Here is a 22,171-nt window from a genome sequence, read left to right on the forward strand (position 1 = left end):
ACCGGCACTTTATTGGACTTGGCAGGCACTCCCCACCTCCGCTAGCTTAACCCGGCAGGCGGAGGACTCATTTTGGCCAGCGAATTTCCTGACCTGTTTCCAGGTTTCAAGAGTGAAACTGTGGAAACGGAAGAAGCACAGCTGTTCTGCCGTATTGGCGGATCCGGCCCTCCATTGCTGCTTTTGCACGGTTATCCGCAATCACATACCTGTTGGCACAAGGTTGCACCTCTTCTTACTGACCGATTTACGCTCGTGCTTCCCGATCTGCCGGGGTACGGGAAATCGTCCATTCCGCCCCTCAGCCAGGATCATCAGGCCTACTCCAAGCGGGCCATGGCAGATGGCATCGTTGAATTGATGGGTCTTCTCGGTTTCGACAAATTTCATTTGGCCGGCCACGACCGCGGTGGACGGGTTGCATACCGTATGGCCCTGGACCATCCGCACCTAGTCAACCGCGTAGCAGTACTCGATATTTTGCCAACCTTCGACTACTGGGAAAAACTCGACCGGCAGTTTGGGCTCAAGGTTTACCATTGGATGTTCCTGGCTCAGCCAGCCCCTTTCCCTGAAAAGCTCATTGCTGCGTCTCCTGTCCGCTTTCTGGAGCACACACTTGCCAGTTGGACCGGAAGCAAGAACCTTGATTGCTTTTCCGAAGAAGCATTGGACGACAACCGTGCCTGGTTCCGGGATCCGGATCGCATTTCGGCAACCTGCGAGGATTACCGGGCCGGTGCCACAATCGATTTCGAGCACGACAATCTTGACCACCAGGCCGGCAACCGGATCCTGATCCCCTTGCTTGCACTTTGGGGTGAGAAGGGCATTGCCACCAGCGTTGAGAGCCCGCTCGACGTCTGGAGATCCTGGTGCCCATATGCGGAGGGCCGCTCCGTTCCAGGCGGCCACTTCCTCCCAGAAGAAGCCTGGCAAGAAACCGCAGAAGAGTTACAGAAATTCTTCGCACACTGAGCAAAACGCAGGATCGGCAGCATTACTACTTTAGATTGCCGCTAGATTTTTTCATTTCAAGATAGTTTTCGGGTGAAATTTTTCGGTTAAGGGCCATTTGCTCTTAACACTATTTAACAAATGCATTCAAAACTATTTAACCAATAGTGTTTATTGAAGAAATAGGCGGTGAGTGTTCACAAAAACAGACTGCGAATTTGCAGTTACTTCAAATTCGAACATCGCAGCCGGGGGATTGTGCGGTTTCAAAACCGGCGGTGCGGGTGGCTAGTGTGGGCGAGCAAGTAAATAGGGACAAGGAACAGCTGCGTGCGGGCAAACCCTGCCGACGCGGTCTGAGTGCTTGCCTGGATCAGCTCCTTGCGAAATGGAGCGTGGACGATTCCCAGTTTGAAAAACCGTTGCGCGTTGTGTTCCTGTCGTTCCTCGTCCTGATCGTCGCCGTCCTTTGCATTCAAAACATCGCCACGGGCTATCGCAACCTGCTTGAGCCTCAAGATGTCGTCATTCGGACCACCGAGCGACTGCTGACGCAGCAACGCGCCTTTGGCGCGCAGGTGCTTGATAGCGCGGTTCGCGAGATCAGTGCCGATAAAAACCTTCAAAATGCTATCAAGCTGCGCGACACCGGCACAATCCGCACCATCGCGGACAACATTATGCTGACTGCACCGGAAGGCAGCAGTGTTGCGGAATTCACAATCTATGGTGCGGATCAGAAGCCGATTTACAGCTCGAGAAGCCCTGTCATTGCAGAGCCGGCCCACCTGGCATTTCAAAATGACCTGATTGCAAACCTGACACGCAACACGAACAACATTGAGTTGAGTGTCGACGGCAAATTCGTGGTCAGCGTCTTCCAGGCCTGGACCGTCGAAGGCAACCTTGTCGGATACCTGAAACTCGCCGTCGACATTGAGCGCTCACTTGTTGTTGCCGGGGCTGCAGTCGACGCTGAACTCGTTAACTTGAGCAGTATAGACATTCCTCAAAGTCTGAATGGTCAACAGATCAGTTATCGCGTTCTTGGCGAACCGATGAAGACCGAATTCAATTTCAATGAATTGACCAATTCAGCAACCGATCTGCACAGACTGGACCGGTTCTATTTCCAAAATTCGCAAGTTTTCATTGTCCACGAGCTGCCCATACGCGCTGCCATGCCCGGACACGACGTCAAACTTATCCTGGTGAAGAACATCACCGGTCATTTCTGGACCTTTCTTCAAGGGGCCCTGCTCACGCTTTCAGCCGGTGGCGGCATCGCTCTTCTTGCCTGGATCGCGATCCGCCGATTGCTCTCCAGGCTGCAAACCTCTGTGCAAACCACGCATTCGCGCCTGACAGCCATGGTCGCGGAAAATACACGGCAACTGGAAGAAAGTGCTTCGCAATTGCTCGAGGCCCAGCGCATTGCCGGAGTTGGCAGCTGGGAACGGGACTTGACGACCGACCAATTCATTGGGTCTGAAGAGTTCTTCCGAATTACCCGTCTTTCGCCCGATTTGCCGGGAGGCGAAACCCGCAGGCAACTGCTCGATTTGGTGCCTGAAAAGGAACGCTTAAGGAACCTCGAGGTAGTCCGTGAGGCAATCGAAAACCGCAGCGAGTTCGAATTTGAACATTCCCTGGTATTTGCGCCGGACGACTGCCGCAGCATTTATGTTCGCGGCTACGTTTTGGCCGGACCGGATGGCGAAGCCGCGAAAATCGTCGGGATTATTCATGACATAACCGACCGCCAGAAGGCTGAACGCCAGAGCCAGCTCTTGGCCAACATTCTGGAATCGTCCCTGAACGAGATCTATATTCTGAACGCCGATACGTTCCGCATCGAATATGCAAACAAATGTGCCATCGACAATCTTGGCTTTGATCTCGACGAGCTGAAATCACGCCGGATCTGGGATATCAACCCGCTTTATGATCAGGATACTGTGCGCAGGCATGTAACACCCCTGCTCAAGGGTGTGCGCGGCAGCCTGTCGGTTGAAAGTGAGCACAGACGCAAAGACGGCAGCGAATACCCGGTTGACCTACGGGTTCAGATCCTGAAGGACCACGACCGCAACCTGTTTGTTGCGATTGCCAACGACGTTTCGGACCGAGTCCAAAGGGAAAGGGAAACACGAGAGGCCAAGAACCGTGCGGAGCGCCTGGCTTATTTCGATCCGCTCACGAAACTGTCCAATCGTGCTGGATGCCAGCGGGACGCCAAGTCGCTCTTTGCCAAGGACGACAAGCCGTCCTTTCTCATTCATGTGGACATGGATGGCTTCAAGCGCGTCAATGACACGCTCGGTCACCTTGCCGGGGATCATTGCCTTGAGGAAACCGGCAGACGGCTTCGGGAAGTCTGCCGCGGCCTTGGCACCCCTTACCGGTGGGGCGGAGACGAGTTCGTTATTCTGGCCAACAGCAGCACATCTGATCCAAATCAGCTCTGCGAGCGCGCTCGGCGACTCATGCGCCAGCCGATGGAATTCAATGGCAATCGCTTCTGGCCAACCGTCAGTATGGGGATTGCGCTCTGTCCGGAAGATGCGGACAATTTCGACACCCTCCTCGTGAACGCGGATCTGGCGCTCTATCAGTCAAAGGAAAACGGCAAAGACCGCTACACGTTCTTCAAAACCAACATGAAAGCGGAAAGCGAGACCGAGGCGCAAATCGAGCTTGAGCTTCACGATGCCGTCAAACACGATCAGTTTTACCTTGTCTTCCAGCCTCAGGTGAATTTGAGAAGCCAGGCGGTTACCGGCGTTGAGGCGCTGATACGGTGGACACATCCCGAAAGAGGCGAGCTCTCGCCCGGCGAATTTCTGCCGGTTGTCGAGAAAAGCAGCCTTGCCCCTGTCCTTGGCGAGATCGTCATCGACAAGGCGCTGGCGGCGGCAAAGAGCTGGCTCGATGGCGGCATCAATTTTGGCCGTATTTCCATCAATGTGTCCCCGGCCCATCTCGCCTCGGGCAAACTGGTCGAGCATTTCAGCGCCGCGATGGAACGCCATGGCGTCAGCCCGGACAAGGTCACCGCAGAAGTTCTGGAATCAGTGTTTCTGAATGACAATGGTTCAGGACACCTTGAAGCGCTGAAAGAACTATATGATCTCGGCGTCCACATCGAACTTGACGATTTCGGCACTGGCTACGCATCGCTGACGCATGTTGCTGATCTGCCGATCAACGGCCTCAAGATCGACCGGTCCTTTACGCGCCAGATGCTTCAGGACGCGAAGAAGGAAGCCGTGGTCAATCAGCTGATCCACCTGGCCCGCTCTTTGAATATCGGCGTGGTTTGCGAGGGCGTCGAAACAGAGGCGCAATATGACCGGTTGCGCATGATGGGCGATTTCTCCATTCAGGGTTTCCTGATCGCCAAACCTATGGTCTTCGACCAGGTGACAAACTGGATTTCCGAATCGAGCGACGACTTATACTTCGTTCTTTGAGAACGTTCCTGCTCGCGCGCCAAGGCCGATGGCTTGGCAAAGCATGAGCCACTCCCCATCTGCTTGAGTGTAGTCAAAACAGGACGATGCTCATGCAATCCGACACTCCCCTTCCCAGGATTGGCCTTGCGCTTGGAGGCGGCGGTGCACGTGGTCTCGCACACATTCCGGTCCTGGAAGCCCTGGACGATCTCGGTTTGAGACCGGCACAAATCGCTGGAACATCAATCGGCGCGATCATGGGTGCCGCCTATGCCAGCGGCCTTAGCGGAGAGCAAATTCGAGAAATCACCCTCAAAACTTTTTCGGATCGAAACACGGTTCTTTCGCGCCTTTGGCAACTCAGGCCAAAGAAGTTTGCAGACATGTTCCGCTCAGGACCGGTTCAATTCGACCCAGAACGCGTCCTGGAGGTATTCATTTCCGAGTTTCTCCCTGACAGTTTCGAAGACCTGGATATCCCCCTCAGACTGATCGCAACCGACTTTTTTGGCTGCCGCGAGATCGACTTCGATTCGGGCCCTCTTCTTCCTGCGATTGCAGCCTCGATTGCAATACCCGCCGTTTTCAAGCCTGTGCGTCATAAAGGCCGTCACTTGATCGATGGCGGCGTTGTGAACCCGTTACCATTTGATGGCCTGCGAGACCGGTGTGACATTGTCATCGCCGTCGATGTCGTCGGAGCACCGGTTCCCCGCCCAAACAGCGACGACATCAACATGCTGGACAGCCTTTTCGGCTCCTCGCAGATACTTATGCAAACGATCACAAACCAAAAACTCAAGTTGGATCAGCCAGATATGCTGGTTCGTCCGCCACACGACACAATCCGTGTGCTTGATTTCATGAAAGCTGACCGCATTCTGGACAAGGCAGAGCCATTGCGAGATCAAACAAAGGAACAACTGTCAGCATTGATAAAAGAAACGTCACTCGTTACTTGAAAGCAACATGAGCACAATTAACAAGAACGATCACTCTTGTTATCACAATTACTTTATTTAATAGTTCATTAATAAAACCCGTAAATACTTTTCCTATCTTATTAGGAGAAGGTCTATGCGGCCAGTTGGTTCTACAGATTTGGAAGACTGCCCTGTTTCCGAAGATTTGCTGAAGCGTTTGCTCGAAGCGACGCTGAGCGCAGTCTCAGATGTGGGCGATCAACTGCCGGAACGCCAACGCGCGGCGCTGGCTGTTTATTGTTATCGCCGATCACATTTTCGCAAGCTTGGACTCTCGCTCGCAAGCCATTGCAGCAAGCAAGCCATGATTCTGGAAGCCGGCCATGCCGGCGAGATGATCCACATGCAGGCAACTGATGACAAAAAGGCGCTGGAAATCGAGCGGCACTCCACGCCTAAAGGGGCAAAGGCCCCTGTCAGCCTGTACGTGGTTTGAACATTTCATACCGGGGCAGGTCCTTCCTCCCACCCGCCCCCACCTCAGGCAACCGCCTTCGCAAATACGCTGCGAACGGTTGCCTTTTCTTTTGGCAGCTTTGGGTAAAAACGATCAAGTTCTGGCCAAAGCAACAGAGAAACGTCCGTAGTCGCTTGCCCTGACAGTCCGACCCGCTAACTTAGGGTCATGGCAGTCTTCAGGGAGAGCGCATCATGACCCGGGACGTTCCGGCCCCATTTCAGTTGTTGGCACACGGCCTTTGCCGAATCCGCACAGCTTCGACGCTGCTCGGGTGCCTTTTCGCGGTCGCATTTGTTCAGCCTGCTTTGGCCATTTGCCAATTGGTTGCAGACGCCCCCTACCGGCAATTGCTCCCTGGTGAAGCGAGGGTATGGAATGCATCGCTGCAAGCGGGGAAGTTCAGATCCGTTATATCGGGCATTCCACTTTCGAGTTGGAGACACCCAAAGGCGTGCGAATAGCGACGGACTACAACGACAGCGTTCGTCCTTTTCTTCCGCCAACTGTCGCCACGATGAACGGTGCTCACAGCACACACTATTCACTCAACCCGGACCCGAGCATCGAGCACCTTCTTTATGGCTGGAACCCAGAAGGCGGCGTAATGGATCACGACATGACGGTTGAAGATGTCCGGATCCGCAATATCCAGACCAATATACGCGGATGGGACGGCGAAACCCGGCGGCTCGGAAATTCCATCTTCGTTTTTGAGGTCGCCGACCTGTGTATTGCCCATCTCGGTCACCTGCACCACAGACTGACCAAGGAAGACCTGACCAGACTGGGGCAGATCGATATCGTGTTCGCCGCGGTGGACAACACGTCGACATTGCGTCTGGACAGTCTCATGGATGTGCTGGAAAGCATCGGACCAGCCTTGGTGATACCGATGCATTTTCACTTTTCAGGCGCGCTTCAAGCGTTTACAGGGCGCGCCACGGAAGCTGGATATGAGATTGTTCGTGCAGAAACCGCCAAACTGATTGTCAGCCGCGCCAGCCTACCTGCCAAACCAACCGCATACATTATGATGCCCGGCGGCGCGTGAGCTGATACCAACCTCAACAAATAGGAACCCATTCGGCCGTGACATGAGTGTGTTCAGAGAGGAGCGTGTCGCAGGGCGATGTAAGGCATCGTCCAACACGCGCGACGCTGGCGAACACTCCCATGTCGCGGCCTCGGGTGGGTTTTATTTGGTGAGGTTGGTATGAGGCGCAAAGCGCAAAAAGAGAACCTGACTGTCCCCGGCCTGCCGCCGGTCGACTTCGGAAAACCCTTCAGGTGTTTCAATGTCGGCACTTGCACGCTCTTCCAGGACGCAGATTGCGTCCGGCTTAAGCCAGCCTCCGACACCAGCAGAATGTAATGCCTTTTCACCAAGCCCCTTGTCATAAGGCGGATCGGCAAAGAGAAGGTCGAAGGGTTCGATCGTGCCTGGAACGCCCAGGCGGGTTGCGTCCCGGCGGAAGATTTTTGCCACCCCGTTGAGCCCCAGACCTTCCATGTTTCGCCGGATCACGCCGCGCGCTTCAGCCCCTTCTTCTATAAAGGTGCAATGGCGCGCTCCTCTGCTGATGGCTTCAAAGCCGAGCGCTCCGGTTCCGGCAAACAAGTCCAGAACACGCGCATCTTCGAGATTCATTCCCACGCCATGCGCGAGAATGTTGAAGATCGTCTCGCGCAATCTGTCGCTTGTCGGACGGGTTTCCTGGGATTTGGGTGCCGCAATTGCGGCCCCCTTGAAGCGCCCTGCGACTATTCTCACGAGCGGTCTCCGCGACGCGGTCCCCGGCCGCCCTTGGGTGGGCCACGCCGCTCATCCTTGTCGCGATTGTTTCGATTTTCCTGCTGCTTGTCGTCAACAAGGCCATCGTCGCTCCAGATCCGGCGCTGCGGTGAGCTGCGTCGACCTTCTTCGATGTCCTTGCGGGGCCTGGGTGCTGAGGTCATGCGGAAACGGGAACGGGGAGACACTTTTTCCTGTCGTTGACCGCTGTCCTTGCGCGGAGCCTTGCCTTGCTTGCGATCCGAGCGGTCACTCTTGGCTGCCTTTTTCCGGTCGGTTTCTGTCTTGCCTTCGCGCGCCGTCAACCACTTGCCCTGGCTCTCTTCGCGGCGGCCGCCGGATTTACGATCACCCGATTTGCGATCACCGGATTTGCGGTCATCTTTCCCGCCACCGGCACGATTTGTAGCGGACGTCTTTTCAATTTCCTGTTTGGGGGTATGAAAAATCGGGGCATCGAAATCCGCTCCCGCTTCTTCGGCCAAGGCCTCTCCAAGCTGGTCACGCAATACACGACCCCGAATTTCACGGACGTCATTTTCCGGCAGATCCATGAGCTGAAACGGCCCATAGGACACGCGGATCAGTCGGTTCACCGCAAGACCGAGATGTTCAAGCACCCGCTTGACCTCCCGGTTCTTCCCTTCCCGCAAGCTGACGGTCATCCAGACGTTTCCACCCTGCTCCTTGTCGAGCACAGCTTCGATCGCGCCATATAGAACACCATCGATTGCGACACCGTCCTGCAGCCCGTCCAGATCAGCCTGCGTGATTTTGCCAAAGGCGCGAACACGGTAACGCCTCAGCCACCCGGTGGCAGGGAGTTCGAGAACCCTTGCAAGCCCGCCATCATTCGTTAAGAGCAACAGGCCTTCCGTGTTGATGTCGAGCCGCCCAACCGTCAGCACCCGCGGCAGATCGTCCGGCAACCTGTCAAAGACAGTGGGACGCCCCTCCGGATCCTTGTTCGTCGTCACAAGCCCACGCGGCTTGTGATAGAGCCAAAGCCTTGTTCTTTCACGGGTAGGCAGAGCCGTGCCGTCCACAAGGACCTTGTCGTCCGGCGTCACCGTGACTGCCGGTGTGGTGAGAACCTGACCATTCAGCTCAACACGGCCATTGGCAATCCATGTCTCCGCCTCACGACGCGAACACAAGCCTGCACGCGCCATGACCTTGGCAATCCGTTCGCCTCGTGTGCCTGTCTCGTCGGTCATGCTGCGCGGTGCCGGCACGACCGCGCTTTTCTTTGGACCGTCTTTCTTCGCACCTTGTGGCCCACGCCGTTTTGCAGGTGCACGATTGTCGCGCGCCCGTGGGTTCACCGAACCAGGGCGCTTAGGGGAGTTTTTCTTGTCGTCATGGCCGCGTCATAGCAGAGCTTTGCCCATTCTGAAATCGCTTGTTGCATTCATTGGTCGCAACAGCGCTCATACCCAAACGCATAGCTTGGTCGGAAGAGAAGAGATTACGGGGCTGACTGTATCGGCTTTTGCGATTAAACACGAACTTTCTTCGCCTCTCCAAAAGGGCCCTGAGACATTCAATGACCACCGGCCAGCAATCCCGAAACGACAAGACTTTCATGGATCTTGCACTTGAAGAGGCGGAAAACGCTGCGGCTCGCGGAGAAGTGCCGGTCGGTGCCGTTTTGGTCACAGGAAACAGCATTCTCGCGCGGGACGGCAATCGAACCCTTGAGCTCAACGACCCCACGGCGCATGCAGAAGTTCTGGTTATCCGCAAAGCCTGTGCGCTGCTGAATTCGCAGCGACTTCCGGATTGCGACCTGTACGTGACACTGGAACCTTGCACCATGTGTGCAGGCGCCATCTCGTTTGCCCGCATTCGCAGGCTTTACTACGCTGCCCGCGACGAGAAGGGTGGCGCGGTTGATCACGGCGCTCGCTTCTTTGACCAGCCGACCTGCCATCATGCTCCCGATACCTATTCCGGCATAGGCGAGGTTCAAGCCGCCAAACTCCTGAAAGCTTTCTTCAACTCAAGGCGTTGACAGAAATGCGTGTCGGACTTGCCGATGCAACGGTGCTACCCCTCGGCATTGACCTTCCGCCAGGCATCAAGAACGGCCGGCCACAAACCCTGTGACCAGAGATTGTTGTGGGCCGCGCCTTCGACAATCAGGATCTCTTTGGGATTTTCTGCACGTTCAAACAGCTTTTTTCCATGTTCAACGGGAATGACGACATCCTGTGTGCCATGAACGATCAGGATCGGTGCCTGAACGTTTCCAATGCGCTCCCGCGTCGGCATCTGGTCAATCATGAGCAATCCGACAGGCAACCACGGATATTGTTCAGATGCCCTGTCAACCAATGCGGTATAGGGCGCTTCGAGAACAAGCAATCCCGTCTCAGGCCGTTCCGCGGCTATCGCAGTTGCGACACCTGTTCCCATGCTTTCGCCGTGGATGATGATCTGATCTGTGCGGCCCGCGACGCTCTCGAAATGTTCCCGGCCATCTGAAATCAAATCGATTTCCGTCGGGCTGCCATCGCTGCCTGCATAGCCCCGATAACTGGGAGCATAGAGCCCGAACCCACTGTCGAGAATTTTTTGAAGCGAGACGCTCGCGTGGACACATTTCCGGAATTTCCGTGAAAATAAAGTACCGTGGGAGCACCTTCGACCGCTGGGGCAGCTGACCAAACGCTGATCTGTGTGCCGTCTGCCATGGTCACGGTTTCAACCGTTACCTGGTCGAGCCCGGCCTCCGCAGGATCCGTCAATTCACCTGTGGGCACAAACAGGAAATTGCGCTGGTTAAGATACATGAACCCAGCTGCCATTATGTAGGCGATCCCAAAGACGACGATCAGATTGATCAACAACTTTCGGACACGCTTTCCCGTACCGGAAGGCGTTGCGCCGGCTTTCAAGGCCTGATGGTCTTCAGTTTCGGACATGGGCGTATCTCAAATCGAATCCCGGATTTATCAATCAGGTGTTTGTACTGATTCCAGCCTATAACTCACTTGCGGCCGAAGAGTTTCTCAATATCTGTCAATTTCAGCTCAACCCAAGTTGGCCGGCCATGGTTGCATTGCCCGGAAAGCGGTGTTGCTTCCATATCGCGCAACAAGGCGTCCATTTCTTCTGCGCGCATACGCCGTCCGGCCCGAACGGAGCCATGGCAGGCCATCGTGGCGGCAACGTGGTCGAGTTTGTCCTTCAGACCATCTGCCGTATCCCACTCGGCAAGTTCGTCAGCAAGATTGCGAACCATGCCTTGAATGTCCATGTCACCAAGGATCGCCGGCGTTTCCCTGACAGCGATAGCGCCAGGGCCGAATGCCTCGAGCGACAAGCCGACGGCTTCCAGATCGTCTGCACGCTCGGCAAGCCGGGCAGCATCTTCTTCCGGCAACTCGACGATTTCGGGAATCAGAAGCATTTGCCGTGCAACACTTTTCTTTGCCAGCGCTTCTTTCAAACGTTCATAAACCAGGCGCTCGTGGGCGGCATGTTGATCCACAATGACAACCCCATCGCCCGTCTGGGCAATGATATAGGTTTCGTGGACTTGTGCCCGGGCTGCTCCGAGCGGCAGCAAAGTCTTTTCCGTCTCCACCGGAGTGTCGTGCGCCCTGGCATCCGCAGAAGGCGTTGCAAAACCTGCAAACCCATCTTGTTCCGAGCCTTGAAACGCTCTTTGGGCGCTCTCGGCAAATCCGGGCACCGGTCCCTCATTTTCCTCCAGCGGCCTAAAAGCCTCTGGGTTCCAGTGGGGGCGGCAGCCGCCCGCGCAAGGCCGTTACCGCGCCCGGCATATCCGGTGCTTCCTGCTGCACCAGCTGCTGGGGGGGCACTTCCATATCCAGCGTGAGGGTTGGCATGAACTCTGATTGCGTCCAGGGCAACTGCTGCATTTGAGGTCGAGGCACGGTGACCCGCATCAACCAGCGCGCGCTTTATGGCGCCAACCAGCAGACCTCTCACCAATTGCGCATCCCTAAACCTGACATCCGCCTTTGCGGGGTGAACATTGACGTCCACCTGAGCGGGATCGAGATCAACGAAAAGAACGACAACCGGATGCCGGTCGCGCGCCAGGACATCTGCATAAGCACCACGCAGACCGGACAACAACAACTTGTCCTTTACAGGCCTGCCGTTCACAAAAAAGAACTGGTGCTGGGCATTACCCCGGTGGTGTGTCGGCAGTCCGGCAAACCCTGATAATCTGACGCCTTCCCGCTCAGCATCGATTTCCATCGCATTGTCGACGAACTCCGGGCCGAGGATCTGTGCAATTCGAGCAAGGTGCGGGTCATCTCCGCGAGCTGCCGGCCAGCTTTGCGCCTGGCGGTCTGCTCCTGAAAGAGAAAATCCGACTGTCGGATAAGCCAGGGCGATGCGTTTCACGATTTCGGTGATCGCTGCCGCCTCGGCGCGATCGGATTTCAAAAACTTCAGACGCGCAGGTGTCGCAAAGAACAAATCACGCACTTCAACCTGGGTGCCTTTGGCTCTGGCGGCCGGAACAATCGGCTGATGCCTGCCGCCTTCAACGGCAATAGCCCAGGCGTGGTCCTCCGTTTCGTGTCGCGTTTGAATGGCAAGGCGGGCGACAGATCCGATCGAAGGCAATGCTTCACCGCGAAACCCAAGTGTCCGGATATCGAAGAAGTCATCATCGGAAATCTTGGAAGTGCAATGCCGCCGAACAGCCAGTTCCAGATCTTCGCGGCTCATCCCAAGTCCATCGTCAGCCACGCGCATCAGGGTTTTGCCACCGGCAGCCGTGACAATTTCAATGTTCCCGGCTCCGGCATCGACCGCGTTTTCAACCAGCTCCTTGATGACGCTGGCCGGACGCTCAATCACTTCCCCGGCGGCGATCTGGTTGATCACCTGTTCGCCAAGTTGCCTGACCTTCATGAAACTCCCTCTACTCGGTTTCTTACCGCGCTGCGATCCTATATGGTCCGCGCCGAGTTTGCCTCGATTCTTTCATCAGCTTATCAGACACACCGTGATCCGAGTGACCCGCCATGACCGTTTCTGCACCGCTTCTTGTTGACGGGCTCCGCGCCCTTGCCCCTTCTTACCGGGGCATCTTGTGTGACGTCTGGGGTGTTTTGCACAACGGTGTCGCCGCCTTTGAAGATGCCCATAAGGCACTCCAGAGATACAGGGACGAAACCGGCGGCAAAGTCGTACTGATCACCAACGCTCCCCGTCCGGCCAAACAGGTTGGTGAAATGCTTGCCAGCCTGGGTGTGCCGGAAGAGGCCTATGACGGCATCGTCACTTCAGGCGACGTCACGCGCAGTGTTCTGGAAGCACAAGGCAGCAAGACGCTGTTGCACATCGGACCTAATCGAGACCAACCGCTCTACTGGAACCTCGAGGCGACCTTCACGCAAAATGACGACGAGGCTGAAGCAATCAGCTGCACCGGACTGACCGATGATGAAACGGAGACACCGGACGATTATCGCGACCGCCTGCAGAAATTGGTGGACCGCGAGCTGCCCATGATCTGCGCCAATCCGGACATTGTTGTTGAGCGCGGCGACCGTCTGGTGTGGTGCGCAGGTGCTCTGGCAAGACTTTATGAAGATCTTGGCGGTGAGGTTGCCATACTCGGCAAGCCCCATGGCCCGATCTACAAGGCTGCGCTGGACCGGCTGTCAGAACTCGCCGGCGCGACGATCGCAAAGGAAGACGTTCTTGCTATCGGTGATGGATTGCCAACCGACATTCGCGGTGCGGTTTCGCAAGACATAGACGTGCTGTTCATTACAGCCGGCATTCACGCTTCCGACTTCGGCCCGAGCGACGATCCCGAGGAACACCTGATCCGCCGCCGCCTGACCGAAGAAGGATTGCGCGCCCGGGCCGCCCTTCCACGCTTGTGGTGGTAGGAGGCAGACCGGCATCGAATTGCCAGTCTTCATTCCAGGTTGTCGGGAGATATTTTCAAAGTCACGACCGCGTTTCGACGACCTCAGCGAAAGCGAGCAACAGACAATGAACGGCTGTGGTGTCTTATTTCCACGGGCGTGAAACAAAAAAAGGCTCTCGCATGGAGGGCCTTTTTGAATACTCGTTTTATGCTTCGATCAGTCGAAGAGCTTGTCGATATCTGCCTGCGCATCACCTAGCATCGCGTCGATGTCATCCTGAGAGACACCTTGGCCACTGTGTTGCGGTCCGTGCAGGATCAGTTCCCGTTGACGGCGTTCTTCGTCAGTCTCGGCTACATCGGCATCCAGATCTTCCGGGAGACGCAAATGCTCTATGAAAGAGCTTACTCTTTCGTCAATGTAACGGAGCGTTGAAACGACCTTTGAAATTCGCTGGCCTGTAATATCCTGGAAGGTACATGCCTCGAAGATCCCGATCATCTTGTTGGAGACCAGCTCCTGGTAGGCTTCGGGATCGCTGGTGTCCGCAGACATGATATCTTCTGCAGCTTCCATGATGGAGTTGGTGGCCTCTTCCGTGGCCTCAACAATCGCATCAAGTTCACGGCCGGCATCCGGGATTTTGTTGCCGGTCATGTCATTGGCACGCAATTGGGAGATTTCCTCCTTCATGCGTTTGATTTCCCTCGCGATCATCGTCAGCTCGTCAGTGACCGCCGGCTGAACTGTCTCAAGGTAATCATGCATCGAACCGGACATCATCTCAGCCAGATGCATAACGTCTGTCAGGGAAACTTCACTTTCGCGGTTTTTGTTTTCCTGCAGAAAATCGATAACGCGGGCGATGTTTTCTTGTTTCATTTTTTTCGCGCCTTTCTTTCACGGCATCAGTAGATGCGCGGAGCCCCCCAAAGGCCCGCTCGTCCGACAAGGTGCGGCATGCCACGCCCGATCCACCTGCCCAGCAGATCGAGATGTGCCACAACCATCGGCTGGCACTGGCGGAGACGCACCATGAAGGCGCTTCCCCCGCCATATGCGAGAGATTAGTCCGAGAAAACGGCTTCGATCTTGCCTTTCAACGTCTGCGCGTTGAACGGCTTCACGATGTAGTTGTTCACACCGGCTTTCTTAGCGGCAATGACGTTCTCGGTTTTGGATTCCGCTGTCACCATAATAAACGGTGTTTTGCTGAGGCCGCTGTCGGCACGAACCTGCTTGAGCAGTTCGTAGCCAGTCATGGGCTCCATATTCCAGTCGGAAATCACCAGGCCGTAACGGCGCTGTTTCATTTTTTCCAATGCTTCGGTACCGTCCGCGGCATCGTCGATGTCTTCGAAGCCAAGCTGCTTGAGCAAGTTCCGAATGATGCGAATCATGGTCTTATAATCATCGACCACGAGGACCGGCATCTGAAGATCAAGGGCCATTGTCTACTCCATACTGTCAATTTGCGCGGCCCCTGGCCGTGGGCCGGTGGATACGCGTTATGACTTTGAAGGAGAGCGACACATTTGTCTGTGTCCTCACCTCCCCACACTCCACGCAATCTAGACGCTGCCCCTGAAAAGACCGTTAATAACGCAGGTTTTTTTCTCAGCCCAAAGCACAATTGCCAGAAAACCTTGGTCAGCCTAGCGTCTTGCCAACATAAAAAACTTGAATTCGAGGCGGAAACCCTATGTTGGAACTGCAAAAACTCTGTTTTGAAGATCTCAAGACCGGGATGAGCGAAGAACTTGTTAAACATGTCAGTTCTTCCGATGTTGTCGGTTTTGCCGAAGTATCCGGTGACAGAAACCCAATTCATCTTTCCGAACACTTTGCAGCCAGAACACCCTTTAAGACCCGAATCGCGCACGGGCTCTATACTGCTAGTCTAATTTCTGCGGTCCTTGGGACCCGTTTGCCTGGTCCGGGCGCGATCTATCTGTCGCAGACACTGAACTTCAAGGCCCCTGTCAAGATCGGTGACGACGTCAAGGTGACCGTGACCGTCGAGGAGCTCAAGGAAAAGGGCAACCGTGCCCGTTTGTCATGCATCTGCAGCGTGGACGACACAGTCGTGCTGGAAGGTGAGGCATTGGTGAAAGTTCCGAGCCGCGACGAAGATCGCTCGGGCCTTTGAGGACAGTGCGAACCGGTCGCACTCTGCTCCATCTTGACCTTTCAATTTCTTGGCGGCAGGTTCCTCGCCGAACAGGTGGTCGGCCTGGCTAATTCGCTGCTCTCCCGACCGCCGATTTTGCAGAAAGCCGGCCTTTCCGGCTGTTCTTGCCGAAAAGTTTTGGGAAAGTTAGCTTGATGAGCCTGAAAGATCCGTCAAAGTTCCTCATTGCCGACAGCCTTGATACCTTCCCGGAAGAACTCAAGGGCGGCATTGTTGCAATCGGAAATTTCGATGGTGTTCATCGAGGTCATCGTGCTGTGCTCGGTGCAGCTCTCGGTCTCGGACACGGCACGCACCATCCGGTTTTTGCCATGAGTTTCGAACCACATCCCCGCACGGTTTTCAATCCGGCCAAACCTGTCAGCCGGTTGACGCCACCGCAGCAGAAACTTGACCTGTTGAAGGTCTGCGGCCTGGATGGTGCGCTTATTCTGCCTTTCACCAAGGAATTTGCCGGTATTGAAGCCAATGCCTTTGTTCAGGAAATCCTGATCGACACGCTTGGCATTTCTCACGCCGTAACCGGTTACGATTTTCACTTCGGCCGCGCAAGGCAGGGAACACCCGACTACCTGCGCAACGCCGGGGCCAATCACGGCTTCGGTGTCACGATTGTGCAAAGGGAAGAAGATGAAGGTGCAGAGGTAATTTCCTCCACGCGGGTTCGTGACAGCCTGCGACGCGGCGACATCGTTCAGGCCAACGCACTTCTGGGCTATCGCTGGTTCTTCGAAAAATCGGTTCAGCACGGCGACAAACGCGGGCGGGACCTTGGCTATCCGACCGCAAATCTCAATCTGGGAGAAGATACGCCCCTCCAGCGCGGGATCTATGCGGTCAAGGTCAATACGGGCGGCAAGTGGTATGAAGGCGTCGCCAGCTATGGACGCCGACCAACATTCGACAATGGTGCAACTCTTTTTGAAGTGCATTTGTTTGACTTCACCGGTGACCTGTATGGCGAGACCCTGCGCGTGCACCTGATCGCTTACCTTCGGGGTGAAGAAAAGTTCGACAGCGTGGAGGCGCTCGTCTCCCAGATGGACAGGGACAGCGAAGAGGCCCGCGCCGCACTGGCATCCATGCAACCGTTATCGGACATTGACATGAAACTGCTGGACCTTGCGCACTGATAAATTGGGTGCGCGCGCTTCACACAAGCAGAGCAGCACTGCCGTGTTTTGTTGATGCCCGCAATGCCATCGTTTCCGGTCGGACGTAAAGATCAGGCAGCTGTTGCAGGTATCTTAGAGGTGTCGGCCGACACACCGCTAGAATTGAGATCATGGCCGAGGCGTCGCATTCCGAGCCAAAGCACAATCAACGGCAATAGCGGTGCGACCGGCAATCCAACATAGAGCGCCAAGGGGCTTGTGGACGCTGAAAGAGCAATGACACTTGCCAGCAAGACTTTTTCGTACGGCAGAAATCCGGTTTTCATTCCATCCCGGATCAAGAAAGCGCAAGGAACAACCAGCAGCGTAAAATCATAAGAAAGAGCGAAGGGCGTTACCAAAAGCGCTCCACCGACAAGAACCGAGGCACGAACGGTCATGTTTTCGGACTTTCGCCAGGCGTGCCAAACACAGGCCAAGACACCAAGTCCCACAATTGCCTGCACACTCATGGCGCCAGTGTGCCCCAAACCGAGTTGCCGGACGCTGCCGTAGGTCGAGACCATCTTGCCCCACTCGACACCGCCCAGTTCCATCATTGCCGCCGCGACCGGGGCCTGCTGCCAGAACACGATCCAAACGCCAATACCGACAATTGCAGCACTCAGACCGGCAAAGCCAAGTGTCGTTACGGAGGCACTGACAAAAGATCGCCAGTTCAAGCTGGCGATCAGCGCAACGGGAGCCAGGATGCCGAGCTGTGGTTTGATGGTCAAAAGACCAAGAGCCACACCGGCCCAAACGAATTTGCCCCTCTCGATGCCAATCAGAAAGAAGGCATAGAGCGCGGCTGTCAAAGCTGCATTTTGCCCATGAAACGCATTGTTGGCACAGGCAGGAACCAGAATAAGGCAGGCAGCAAGCAGCCATTTCCCCGTAATTACCCGGCACGCGAGAAACAGCAATCCGGTGGTCAATCCGACGAAAGCGGCAAAGGCAACCTTGTAAGGCAACAGTGCGAAAGGGCTCTGTAGCATTTGGAATGTCGGCGGATAAAAGAAACCGAACACCGTGTCGGACCCGGTGTAAGCCTCCTGCAAGGCCGCGAATTCTTTCGGCAGATAAACAAGTTCCGGTGCACCTGCCAGCACCTGTTTGCCGGCGAGCCAGAAACTCAGGTAATCCATCAGCAAGGTGCCGTTGGCTGAACCGAAACTGTTGGGGATCAGGAGCATCCAGGCCAGGGCCAGGGAATAGCCGATGGCAGAACACAGGCAGGCAAAGCCAATCCGGTCCCAGGTCAGCCAATCGCCACGGTTGGCACCGCGGTGCCAAAGTCCCGGGTTACGCGTGCCGGCGGCAGCCAGTTCACTGTTGATCTCAGTCTGAGCCGTCATGACCTTCCGGTATCCAAAACCTGTTGCATGTTGGTGTTGGTCCGGACAATGGCCGAAAGACGTCTATATTCGGTTACTTGGCAGCGGATGAATTGCCTAGAGGCGCAAATTGCGCGGACATTTCCCAATCTGTCTTTATTCGCGGCCAAAGTGCTGCTATGTCCCACTCCATGCACACTCAGGCTTACAAAATTCACTGCGCACCGATGAACGCGATTGCGCGAATTACCTGCCCGGCCCTCGGCTGACGCGACCGCGCGGCGCCAGGGACCGGGATCTTCCTGTTTCAAGTTGCAGCCCCTTATTGGACCTGCAATCTTCCTGACACATGACTGCGGGCTGGTGCCCGAACGACCGGATCGACCTTACGATGACCGAGACAGATAAACGCGACTATTCAGAAACGCTCAACCTTCCAAAGACCGAATTTCCGATGCGTGCAGGGCTTCCCAAGAAAGAGCCGGAAATCCTGGCCCGTTGGGAGAAGCTCGACGTCTACAAGAAACTGCGCGAGCAGGGAAAGACCCGGGACAAGTTCATCCTGCATGACGGCCCCCCTACGCCAACGGTCACATCCATATCGGCCACGCGCTGAACAAGACGCTCAAGGACATCGTTACACGCTCGATGCAGATGCTGGGCTATGAAAGCAATTATGTGCCCGGTTGGGACTGCCACGGCCTGCCCATAGAATGGAAAATCGAAGAGCAATACCGCGCCAAGGGCAAGAACAAGGACGAAGTGCCGATCAACGAATTTCGCAAGGAATGCCGTGAATTCGCAGAGCACTGGATTGATGTTCAGAAAAAGGAATTCAAGCGCCTCGGTATCGAAGGCGACTGGGACAATCCTTATCTGACCATGCGTTTTGAAAGTGAAGCGGTGATCGCGCAAGAGCTGATGAAGTTCGCGACATCCGGTCAGCTATATCGCGGTTCCAAACCTGTCATGTGGTCGGTTGTCGAAAAAACAGCCCTGGCGGAAGCCGAAATCGAATACCACGATCACAAGTCCGACATGATCTGGGTGAAATTTCCGATAGAGACTGCCGGTGGAAACGATCAGACGGCTGTCGAACAGCTGCTCGATGCGTCTGTTGTGATCTGGACCACCACTCCCTGGACGATCCCCGGAAACCGGGCTATCTGCTATTCATCACGCATCGCCTATAGCCTTTACAAGGTCACTCAGGACGGATTGCCGGATGACAACTGGGTCCAGGAAGGCGATCTGTTGATCCTGGCGGATGCTCTTGCCGGTGACGTTTTCAAGAACGCGCGGATCACCGATTTTGAACGCTTGCGTGATGTAACCGCCGACGAACTGGCGACGCTGACATGCGCCCATCCCCTGGCGGAGTTGGGCCTTGGCGGCTACGATTTCGACGTGCCACTGCTTGATGGCGATCACGTGACTGACGATGCCGGTACGGGTTTCGTTCATACCGCGCCGGGTCACGGTGCCGACGACTTTGAAATCTGGATGGAAAAGCGTGCCGAACTGGAAGCACGCGGCATCAGCACCGCGATCCCCTTCACAGTCGCCGATGACGGTTTTTATACCAAAGATGCCCCGGGTTTCGATGGCTGCGAAGTGATCACCCACAAGGGTGAAAAGGGCAAAGCCAACAAGGCGGTGATCGAAAAACTCAAAGAGGCCGGAAATCTGATCGGTCTGGGACGGCTCAACCATTCCTACCCGCATTCCTGGCGCTCCAAAAAACCGGTGATCTTCCGCAACACGCCGCAATGGTTTGTCTATATGGACAAGGCGTTGAATGGCGAAAGCGACACTTTGCGTTCGCGTGCGCTCACCGCGATCGATGAAACCCGCTTTGTTCCAGGTGCAGGTCAAAACCGTCTGCGGTCGATGATCGAGAACCGCCCGGACTGGGTCCTGTCACGCCAGCGTGCCTGGGGTGTGCCCATCACGGTCTTCATTCACAAGGAGACTGCCGAGATCCTCAAGGACGAGGCCGTTAACAAGCGCATCTTCGAGGCTTTCAAATCTGAGGGCGCCGACGCATGGTTTGAAGAAGGGGCCAAGGAACGCTTCCTTGGCAACGACTTCAAGGCCGACGATTGGGACATGGTCACCGACATTCTGGATGTGTGGTTCGATTCCGGATCAACACACGCTTTCGTTTTGGAAGACCGGTCAGATCTTGCACCGAAACGGAAAGTCGATGGCGGCAAAGACTACGTGCTTTATCTTGAAGGGTCCGACCAGCATCGCGGCTGGTTCCATTCCTCTCTTCTGGAAAGCTGCGGAACGCGGGGGCATGCGCCCTATGACGCGGTTCTGACACATGGCTTCACCATGGCCGAGGATGGGCGCAAAATGTCCAAATCTCTTGGCAACCAGGTGTTCCCGCAAGACATCATCAAGCAGTACGGTGCGGATATCCTGCGCCTGTGGGTCGCTTCCACCGACTATTGGGAAGATCAGCGCCTCGGCAATGAAATCATCAAGACCAATGTCGACAGCTATCGCAAACTCCGCAACACGTTGCGCTGGATGCTGGGTTCATTGGCCCACGCGAAAGGTGAAGACGTTTCGCTTGCGGACATGCCCGAGCTTGAAAGGCTGATGCTGCACAGGCTTGTTGAACTGGATGAAATGGTTCGCGAGGCTTATTGGGAATACGACTACAAGAAGATCTTCCACCAGTTGTTCACTTTCATGACCGTGGAACTTTCCGCATTCTATTTCGATATTCGCAAGGATGCGCTCTATTGCGATCCGGCTTCTTCCACCCGCCGCAAGGCATCGCTCTTCGTGATCGACAAACTGTTCAACTGTCTCGTAACCTGGCTAGCCCCCATGTTGCCTTTCACCATGGATGAGACCTGGGTGTCCCGCTATGGTGAGGACGCTAGCGTCCACCTGGAACAGTTCCCCGAAGTGCCTTCTGAGTGGAAAGACGACGCGCTGGCGGCAAAGTGGGCAAAGATCAAAACGGTCCGCCGTGTCGTGACGGGCGCACTGGAAATCGAGCGCCGTGAAAAACGCATCGGCTCGTCTCTGGAAGCGCATCCGGTGGTTCATGTTACAGACGCGGATCTGATGGCGGCGCTTGCTGGCAAGGACATGGCCGATATTGCCATCACCAGTCAGCTGACATTGACCGACACGGCCGCGCCTGCAGGCGCGTTCTCGCTGGACGATACAAAAGGTGTGGCGGTTGTTCCGGCGCTTGCGGAAGGCACGAAATGCGCAAGGTCGTGGAAAATCCTCCCGGAAGTTGGATCCGATGCTGATTATCCGGACGTCACATTACGTGATGCGGCCGCCTTGCGTGAGTGGGATGCCGCCCACGCAGCTGCCTGAGACGTCAACGCACCGGACTTGAAATGAGCGAACTGGACAACACGTCACTGAACACCAGCAAGCGGCCCCTCTTCTGGGGCCGCTTCAGTGCCTTTGTCCTGATTGTTGTGCTCATCTGTGTTCTTGTCGATCAAGGCACCAAGATATGGCTGGTGCATGGTTTCGACCTTGCGGCGAATGGTCCGGTGCAAGTACTGCCGTATCTGGACATCGTTCTTGTGTGGAACAGAGGCATCTCTTATGGCCTTTTTCAGCAAAACAGCGATTTCGGCCGCTGGCTTCTCGCAGGGCTGACGGTCGTCGTTTCAATCGGATTGTGGATCTGGTCAACAAGATGTGACACCAAACTGGTGGCCCTTGCTCTGGCTCTGGTCATCGGTGGCGCCGTTGGAAACGGTATCGACAGGCTCAGTTACGGTGCGGTTGTCGACTTCGTGCATTTCCATGTCGGCACCTTTTCCTGGTACGTCTTCAACATGGCAGACGTGTGGATCGTTGCGGGTGTTGTCGGTCTGCTGTATGACAGTTTTCGAAATGGTCCTAATTCAGCCGCAAAATAGCGGTTTAAGGCAGGACGGACGCAATCTCGGCGGGACGCTGCCGATTCAATGAGACGAG

18 protein-coding genes and 2 pseudogenes are annotated in these 22,171 nt (G+C 55.6%); 11 read left to right on the top strand and 9 right to left on the bottom strand.

Annotated elements, in window-relative coordinates:
- Positions 1 to 72 precede the first annotated feature (72 nt).
- The 5 genes from ACZ1HV_RS09615 to ACZ1HV_RS09635 all read left to right on the top strand — a co-directional run bounded on the left by ACZ1HV_RS09615 (position 73) and on the right by ACZ1HV_RS09635 (position 6,906).
- The gene (locus ACZ1HV_RS09615; RefSeq protein ID WP_472717941.1) at positions 73 to 978 is read left to right on the top strand and encodes an alpha/beta fold hydrolase; all 906 of its coding nucleotides are present in this window, start codon (positions 73 to 75) and stop codon (positions 976 to 978) included.
- A gap of 272 nt (positions 979 to 1,250) precedes the next feature.
- The gene (locus tag ACZ1HV_RS09620) at positions 1,251 to 4,430 is read left to right on the top strand and encodes a putative bifunctional diguanylate cyclase/phosphodiesterase (RefSeq protein ID WP_472717942.1); all 3,180 of its coding nucleotides are present in this window, start codon (positions 1,251 to 1,253) and stop codon (positions 4,428 to 4,430) included.
- Positions 4,431 to 4,522: 92 nt separating this feature from the next.
- Positions 4,523 to 5,374 carry a patatin-like phospholipase family protein gene (locus ACZ1HV_RS09625; protein WP_298984858.1) on the top strand — a complete coding sequence of 284 codons (852 nt, stop codon included), beginning with the start codon at positions 4,523 to 4,525 and terminating at the stop codon, positions 5,372 to 5,374.
- 115 nt (positions 5,375 to 5,489) lie between these two features.
- Positions 5,490 to 5,831, top strand: a complete 342-nt coding sequence (locus tag ACZ1HV_RS09630; protein WP_298813952.1) for a hypothetical protein — start codon at positions 5,490 to 5,492, stop codon at positions 5,829 to 5,831.
- A 394-nt stretch (positions 5,832 to 6,225) separates the two neighbouring features.
- The gene (locus ACZ1HV_RS09635; protein WP_472717943.1) at positions 6,226 to 6,906 is read left to right on the top strand and encodes an MBL fold metallo-hydrolase; all 681 of its coding nucleotides are present in this window, start codon (positions 6,226 to 6,228) and stop codon (positions 6,904 to 6,906) included.
- A 144-nt stretch (positions 6,907 to 7,050) separates the two neighbouring features.
- Here the strand turns inward: ACZ1HV_RS09635 and rsmD are convergent, their stop codons facing one another.
- Positions 7,051 to 7,626 (bottom strand): 16S rRNA (guanine(966)-N(2))-methyltransferase RsmD, encoded by a 576-nt coding sequence (rsmD, locus tag ACZ1HV_RS09640; RefSeq protein WP_472717944.1) that lies wholly within the window; start codon positions 7,624 to 7,626, stop codon positions 7,051 to 7,053.
- On the bottom strand, positions 7,623 to 8,864 hold the full coding sequence (locus ACZ1HV_RS09645) for a pseudouridine synthase (RefSeq protein ID WP_472717945.1): 1,242 nt from the start codon (positions 8,862 to 8,864) through the stop codon (positions 7,623 to 7,625). Before ACZ1HV_RS09645 ends, rsmD begins: the two co-directional genes overlap by 4 nt.
- A gap of 329 nt (positions 8,865 to 9,193) precedes the next feature.
- Here ACZ1HV_RS09645 and ACZ1HV_RS09650 point away from each other — a divergent pair, with 329 nt between their 5' ends.
- The gene (locus tag ACZ1HV_RS09650) at positions 9,194 to 9,661 is read left to right on the top strand and encodes a nucleoside deaminase (protein ID WP_472717946.1); all 468 of its coding nucleotides are present in this window, start codon (positions 9,194 to 9,196) and stop codon (positions 9,659 to 9,661) included.
- Positions 9,662 to 9,696: 35 nt separating this feature from the next.
- On the opposite strand, the gene ACZ1HV_RS09655 is transcribed toward ACZ1HV_RS09650, so the two are convergent.
- From ACZ1HV_RS09655 to mutL, 3 genes and pseudogenes are all read right to left on the bottom strand, one after another.
- Positions 9,697 to 10,221 (bottom strand): alpha/beta hydrolase, encoded by a 525-nt coding sequence (locus ACZ1HV_RS09655; protein WP_472718423.1) that lies wholly within the window; start codon positions 10,219 to 10,221, stop codon positions 9,697 to 9,699.
- Positions 10,137 to 10,574 carry a hypothetical protein gene (locus ACZ1HV_RS09660; protein WP_472718515.1) on the bottom strand — a complete coding sequence of 146 codons (438 nt, stop codon included), beginning with the start codon at positions 10,572 to 10,574 and terminating at the stop codon, positions 10,137 to 10,139. Before ACZ1HV_RS09660 ends, ACZ1HV_RS09655 begins: the two co-directional genes overlap by 85 nt.
- Positions 10,575 to 10,639: 65 nt before the next feature.
- Positions 10,640 to 12,549: pseudogene (gene mutL, locus ACZ1HV_RS09665) on the bottom strand (DNA mismatch repair endonuclease MutL).
- Between the two features lie 113 nt (positions 12,550 to 12,662).
- Here mutL and ACZ1HV_RS09670 point away from each other — a divergent pair.
- Positions 12,663 to 13,538 (top strand): TIGR01459 family HAD-type hydrolase, encoded by an 876-nt coding sequence (locus ACZ1HV_RS09670; protein WP_298813967.1) that lies wholly within the window; start codon positions 12,663 to 12,665, stop codon positions 13,536 to 13,538.
- Positions 13,539 to 13,736: 198 nt separating this feature from the next.
- On the opposite strand, the gene ACZ1HV_RS09675 is transcribed toward ACZ1HV_RS09670, so the two are convergent.
- Genes ACZ1HV_RS09675 through ACZ1HV_RS09685 form a run of 3 tightly spaced genes read right to left on the bottom strand, consistent with a single transcriptional unit; the run spans position 13,737 to position 14,971 of the window.
- Positions 13,737 to 14,402, bottom strand: a complete 666-nt coding sequence (locus ACZ1HV_RS09675) for a chemotaxis protein (protein WP_298813969.1) — start codon at positions 14,400 to 14,402, stop codon at positions 13,737 to 13,739.
- Between the two features lie 26 nt (positions 14,403 to 14,428).
- Entirely contained in the window at positions 14,429 to 14,557 is a 129-nt protein-coding gene (locus tag ACZ1HV_RS09680; protein WP_472717947.1) for a hypothetical protein, read from the bottom strand.
- Between the two features lie 30 nt (positions 14,558 to 14,587).
- The gene (locus ACZ1HV_RS09685; RefSeq protein ID WP_297587525.1) at positions 14,588 to 14,971 is read right to left on the bottom strand and encodes a response regulator; all 384 of its coding nucleotides are present in this window, start codon (positions 14,969 to 14,971) and stop codon (positions 14,588 to 14,590) included.
- Positions 14,972 to 15,222: 251 nt separating this feature from the next.
- Here ACZ1HV_RS09685 and ACZ1HV_RS09690 point away from each other — a divergent pair, with 251 nt between their 5' ends.
- Positions 15,223 to 15,669, top strand: a complete 447-nt coding sequence (locus ACZ1HV_RS09690) for a MaoC family dehydratase (RefSeq protein ID WP_298813974.1) — start codon at positions 15,223 to 15,225, stop codon at positions 15,667 to 15,669.
- 176 nt (positions 15,670 to 15,845) lie between these two features.
- Positions 15,846 to 16,844 (top strand): bifunctional riboflavin kinase/FAD synthetase, encoded by a 999-nt coding sequence (locus ACZ1HV_RS09695; protein WP_472717948.1) that lies wholly within the window; start codon positions 15,846 to 15,848, stop codon positions 16,842 to 16,844.
- A 92-nt stretch (positions 16,845 to 16,936) separates the two neighbouring features.
- On the opposite strand, the gene ACZ1HV_RS09700 is transcribed toward ACZ1HV_RS09695, so the two are convergent.
- A complete protein-coding gene (locus ACZ1HV_RS09700; protein WP_472717949.1) occupies positions 16,937 to 18,223 on the bottom strand; it encodes a glycosyltransferase family 87 protein in 1,287 nt (428 codons plus the stop codon).
- Between the two features lie 370 nt (positions 18,224 to 18,593).
- Between ACZ1HV_RS09700 and ileS the strand changes: the two are divergent.
- Together ileS and lspA are read left to right on the top strand one after the other, a co-directional pair.
- Positions 18,594 to 21,553: pseudogene (gene ileS, locus ACZ1HV_RS09705) on the top strand (isoleucine--tRNA ligase).
- 23 nt (positions 21,554 to 21,576) lie between these two features.
- A complete protein-coding gene (lspA, locus tag ACZ1HV_RS09710) occupies positions 21,577 to 22,113 on the top strand; it encodes a signal peptidase II (RefSeq protein ID WP_298958705.1) in 537 nt (178 codons plus the stop codon).
- The last annotated feature ends 58 nt before the right edge of the window (positions 22,114 to 22,171 follow it).

The sequence above is a fragment of the Roseibium sp. JB4-4 genome, from assembly GCF_055693425.1.

What these genes read in the sequence shown, in the direction of transcription:
- ACZ1HV_RS09625 (WP_298984858.1), top strand. Translation starts at nt 4,523, where the DNA reads ATGCAATCCGACACTCCCCTTCCCAGGATTGGCCTTGCGCTTGGAGGC.
- ACZ1HV_RS09630 (WP_298813952.1), top strand. Translation starts at nt 5,490, where the DNA reads ATGCGGCCAGTTGGTTCTACAGATTTGGAAGACTGCCCTGTTTCCGAA.
- ACZ1HV_RS09635 (WP_472717943.1), top strand. Translation starts at nt 6,226, where the DNA reads ATGGAATGCATCGCTGCAAGCGGGGAAGTTCAGATCCGTTATATCGGG.
- ACZ1HV_RS09645 (WP_472717945.1), bottom strand. Translation starts at nt 8,864, where the DNA reads ATGACCGACGAGACAGGCACACGAGGCGAACGGATTGCCAAGGTCATG.
- ACZ1HV_RS09650 (WP_472717946.1), top strand. Translation starts at nt 9,194, where the DNA reads ATGACCACCGGCCAGCAATCCCGAAACGACAAGACTTTCATGGATCTT.
- ACZ1HV_RS09660 (WP_472718515.1), bottom strand. Translation starts at nt 10,574, where the DNA reads ATGTCCGAAACTGAAGACCATCAGGCCTTGAAAGCCGGCGCAACGCCT.
- ACZ1HV_RS09670 (WP_298813967.1), top strand. Translation starts at nt 12,663, where the DNA reads ATGACCGTTTCTGCACCGCTTCTTGTTGACGGGCTCCGCGCCCTTGCC.
- ACZ1HV_RS09675 (WP_298813969.1), bottom strand. Translation starts at nt 14,402, where the DNA reads ATGAAACAAGAAAACATCGCCCGCGTTATCGATTTTCTGCAGGAAAAC.
- ACZ1HV_RS09680 (WP_472717947.1), bottom strand. Translation starts at nt 14,557, where the DNA reads ATGGTGCGTCTCCGCCAGTGCCAGCCGATGGTTGTGGCACATCTCGAT.
- ACZ1HV_RS09685 (WP_297587525.1), bottom strand. Translation starts at nt 14,971, where the DNA reads ATGGCCCTTGATCTTCAGATGCCGGTCCTCGTGGTCGATGATTATAAG.
- ACZ1HV_RS09690 (WP_298813974.1), top strand. Translation starts at nt 15,223, where the DNA reads ATGTTGGAACTGCAAAAACTCTGTTTTGAAGATCTCAAGACCGGGATG.
- ACZ1HV_RS09695 (WP_472717948.1), top strand. Translation starts at nt 15,846, where the DNA reads ATGAGCCTGAAAGATCCGTCAAAGTTCCTCATTGCCGACAGCCTTGAT.
- ACZ1HV_RS09700 (WP_472717949.1), bottom strand. Translation starts at nt 18,223, where the DNA reads ATGACGGCTCAGACTGAGATCAACAGTGAACTGGCTGCCGCCGGCACG.
- lspA (WP_298958705.1), top strand. Translation starts at nt 21,577, where the DNA reads ATGAGCGAACTGGACAACACGTCACTGAACACCAGCAAGCGGCCCCTC.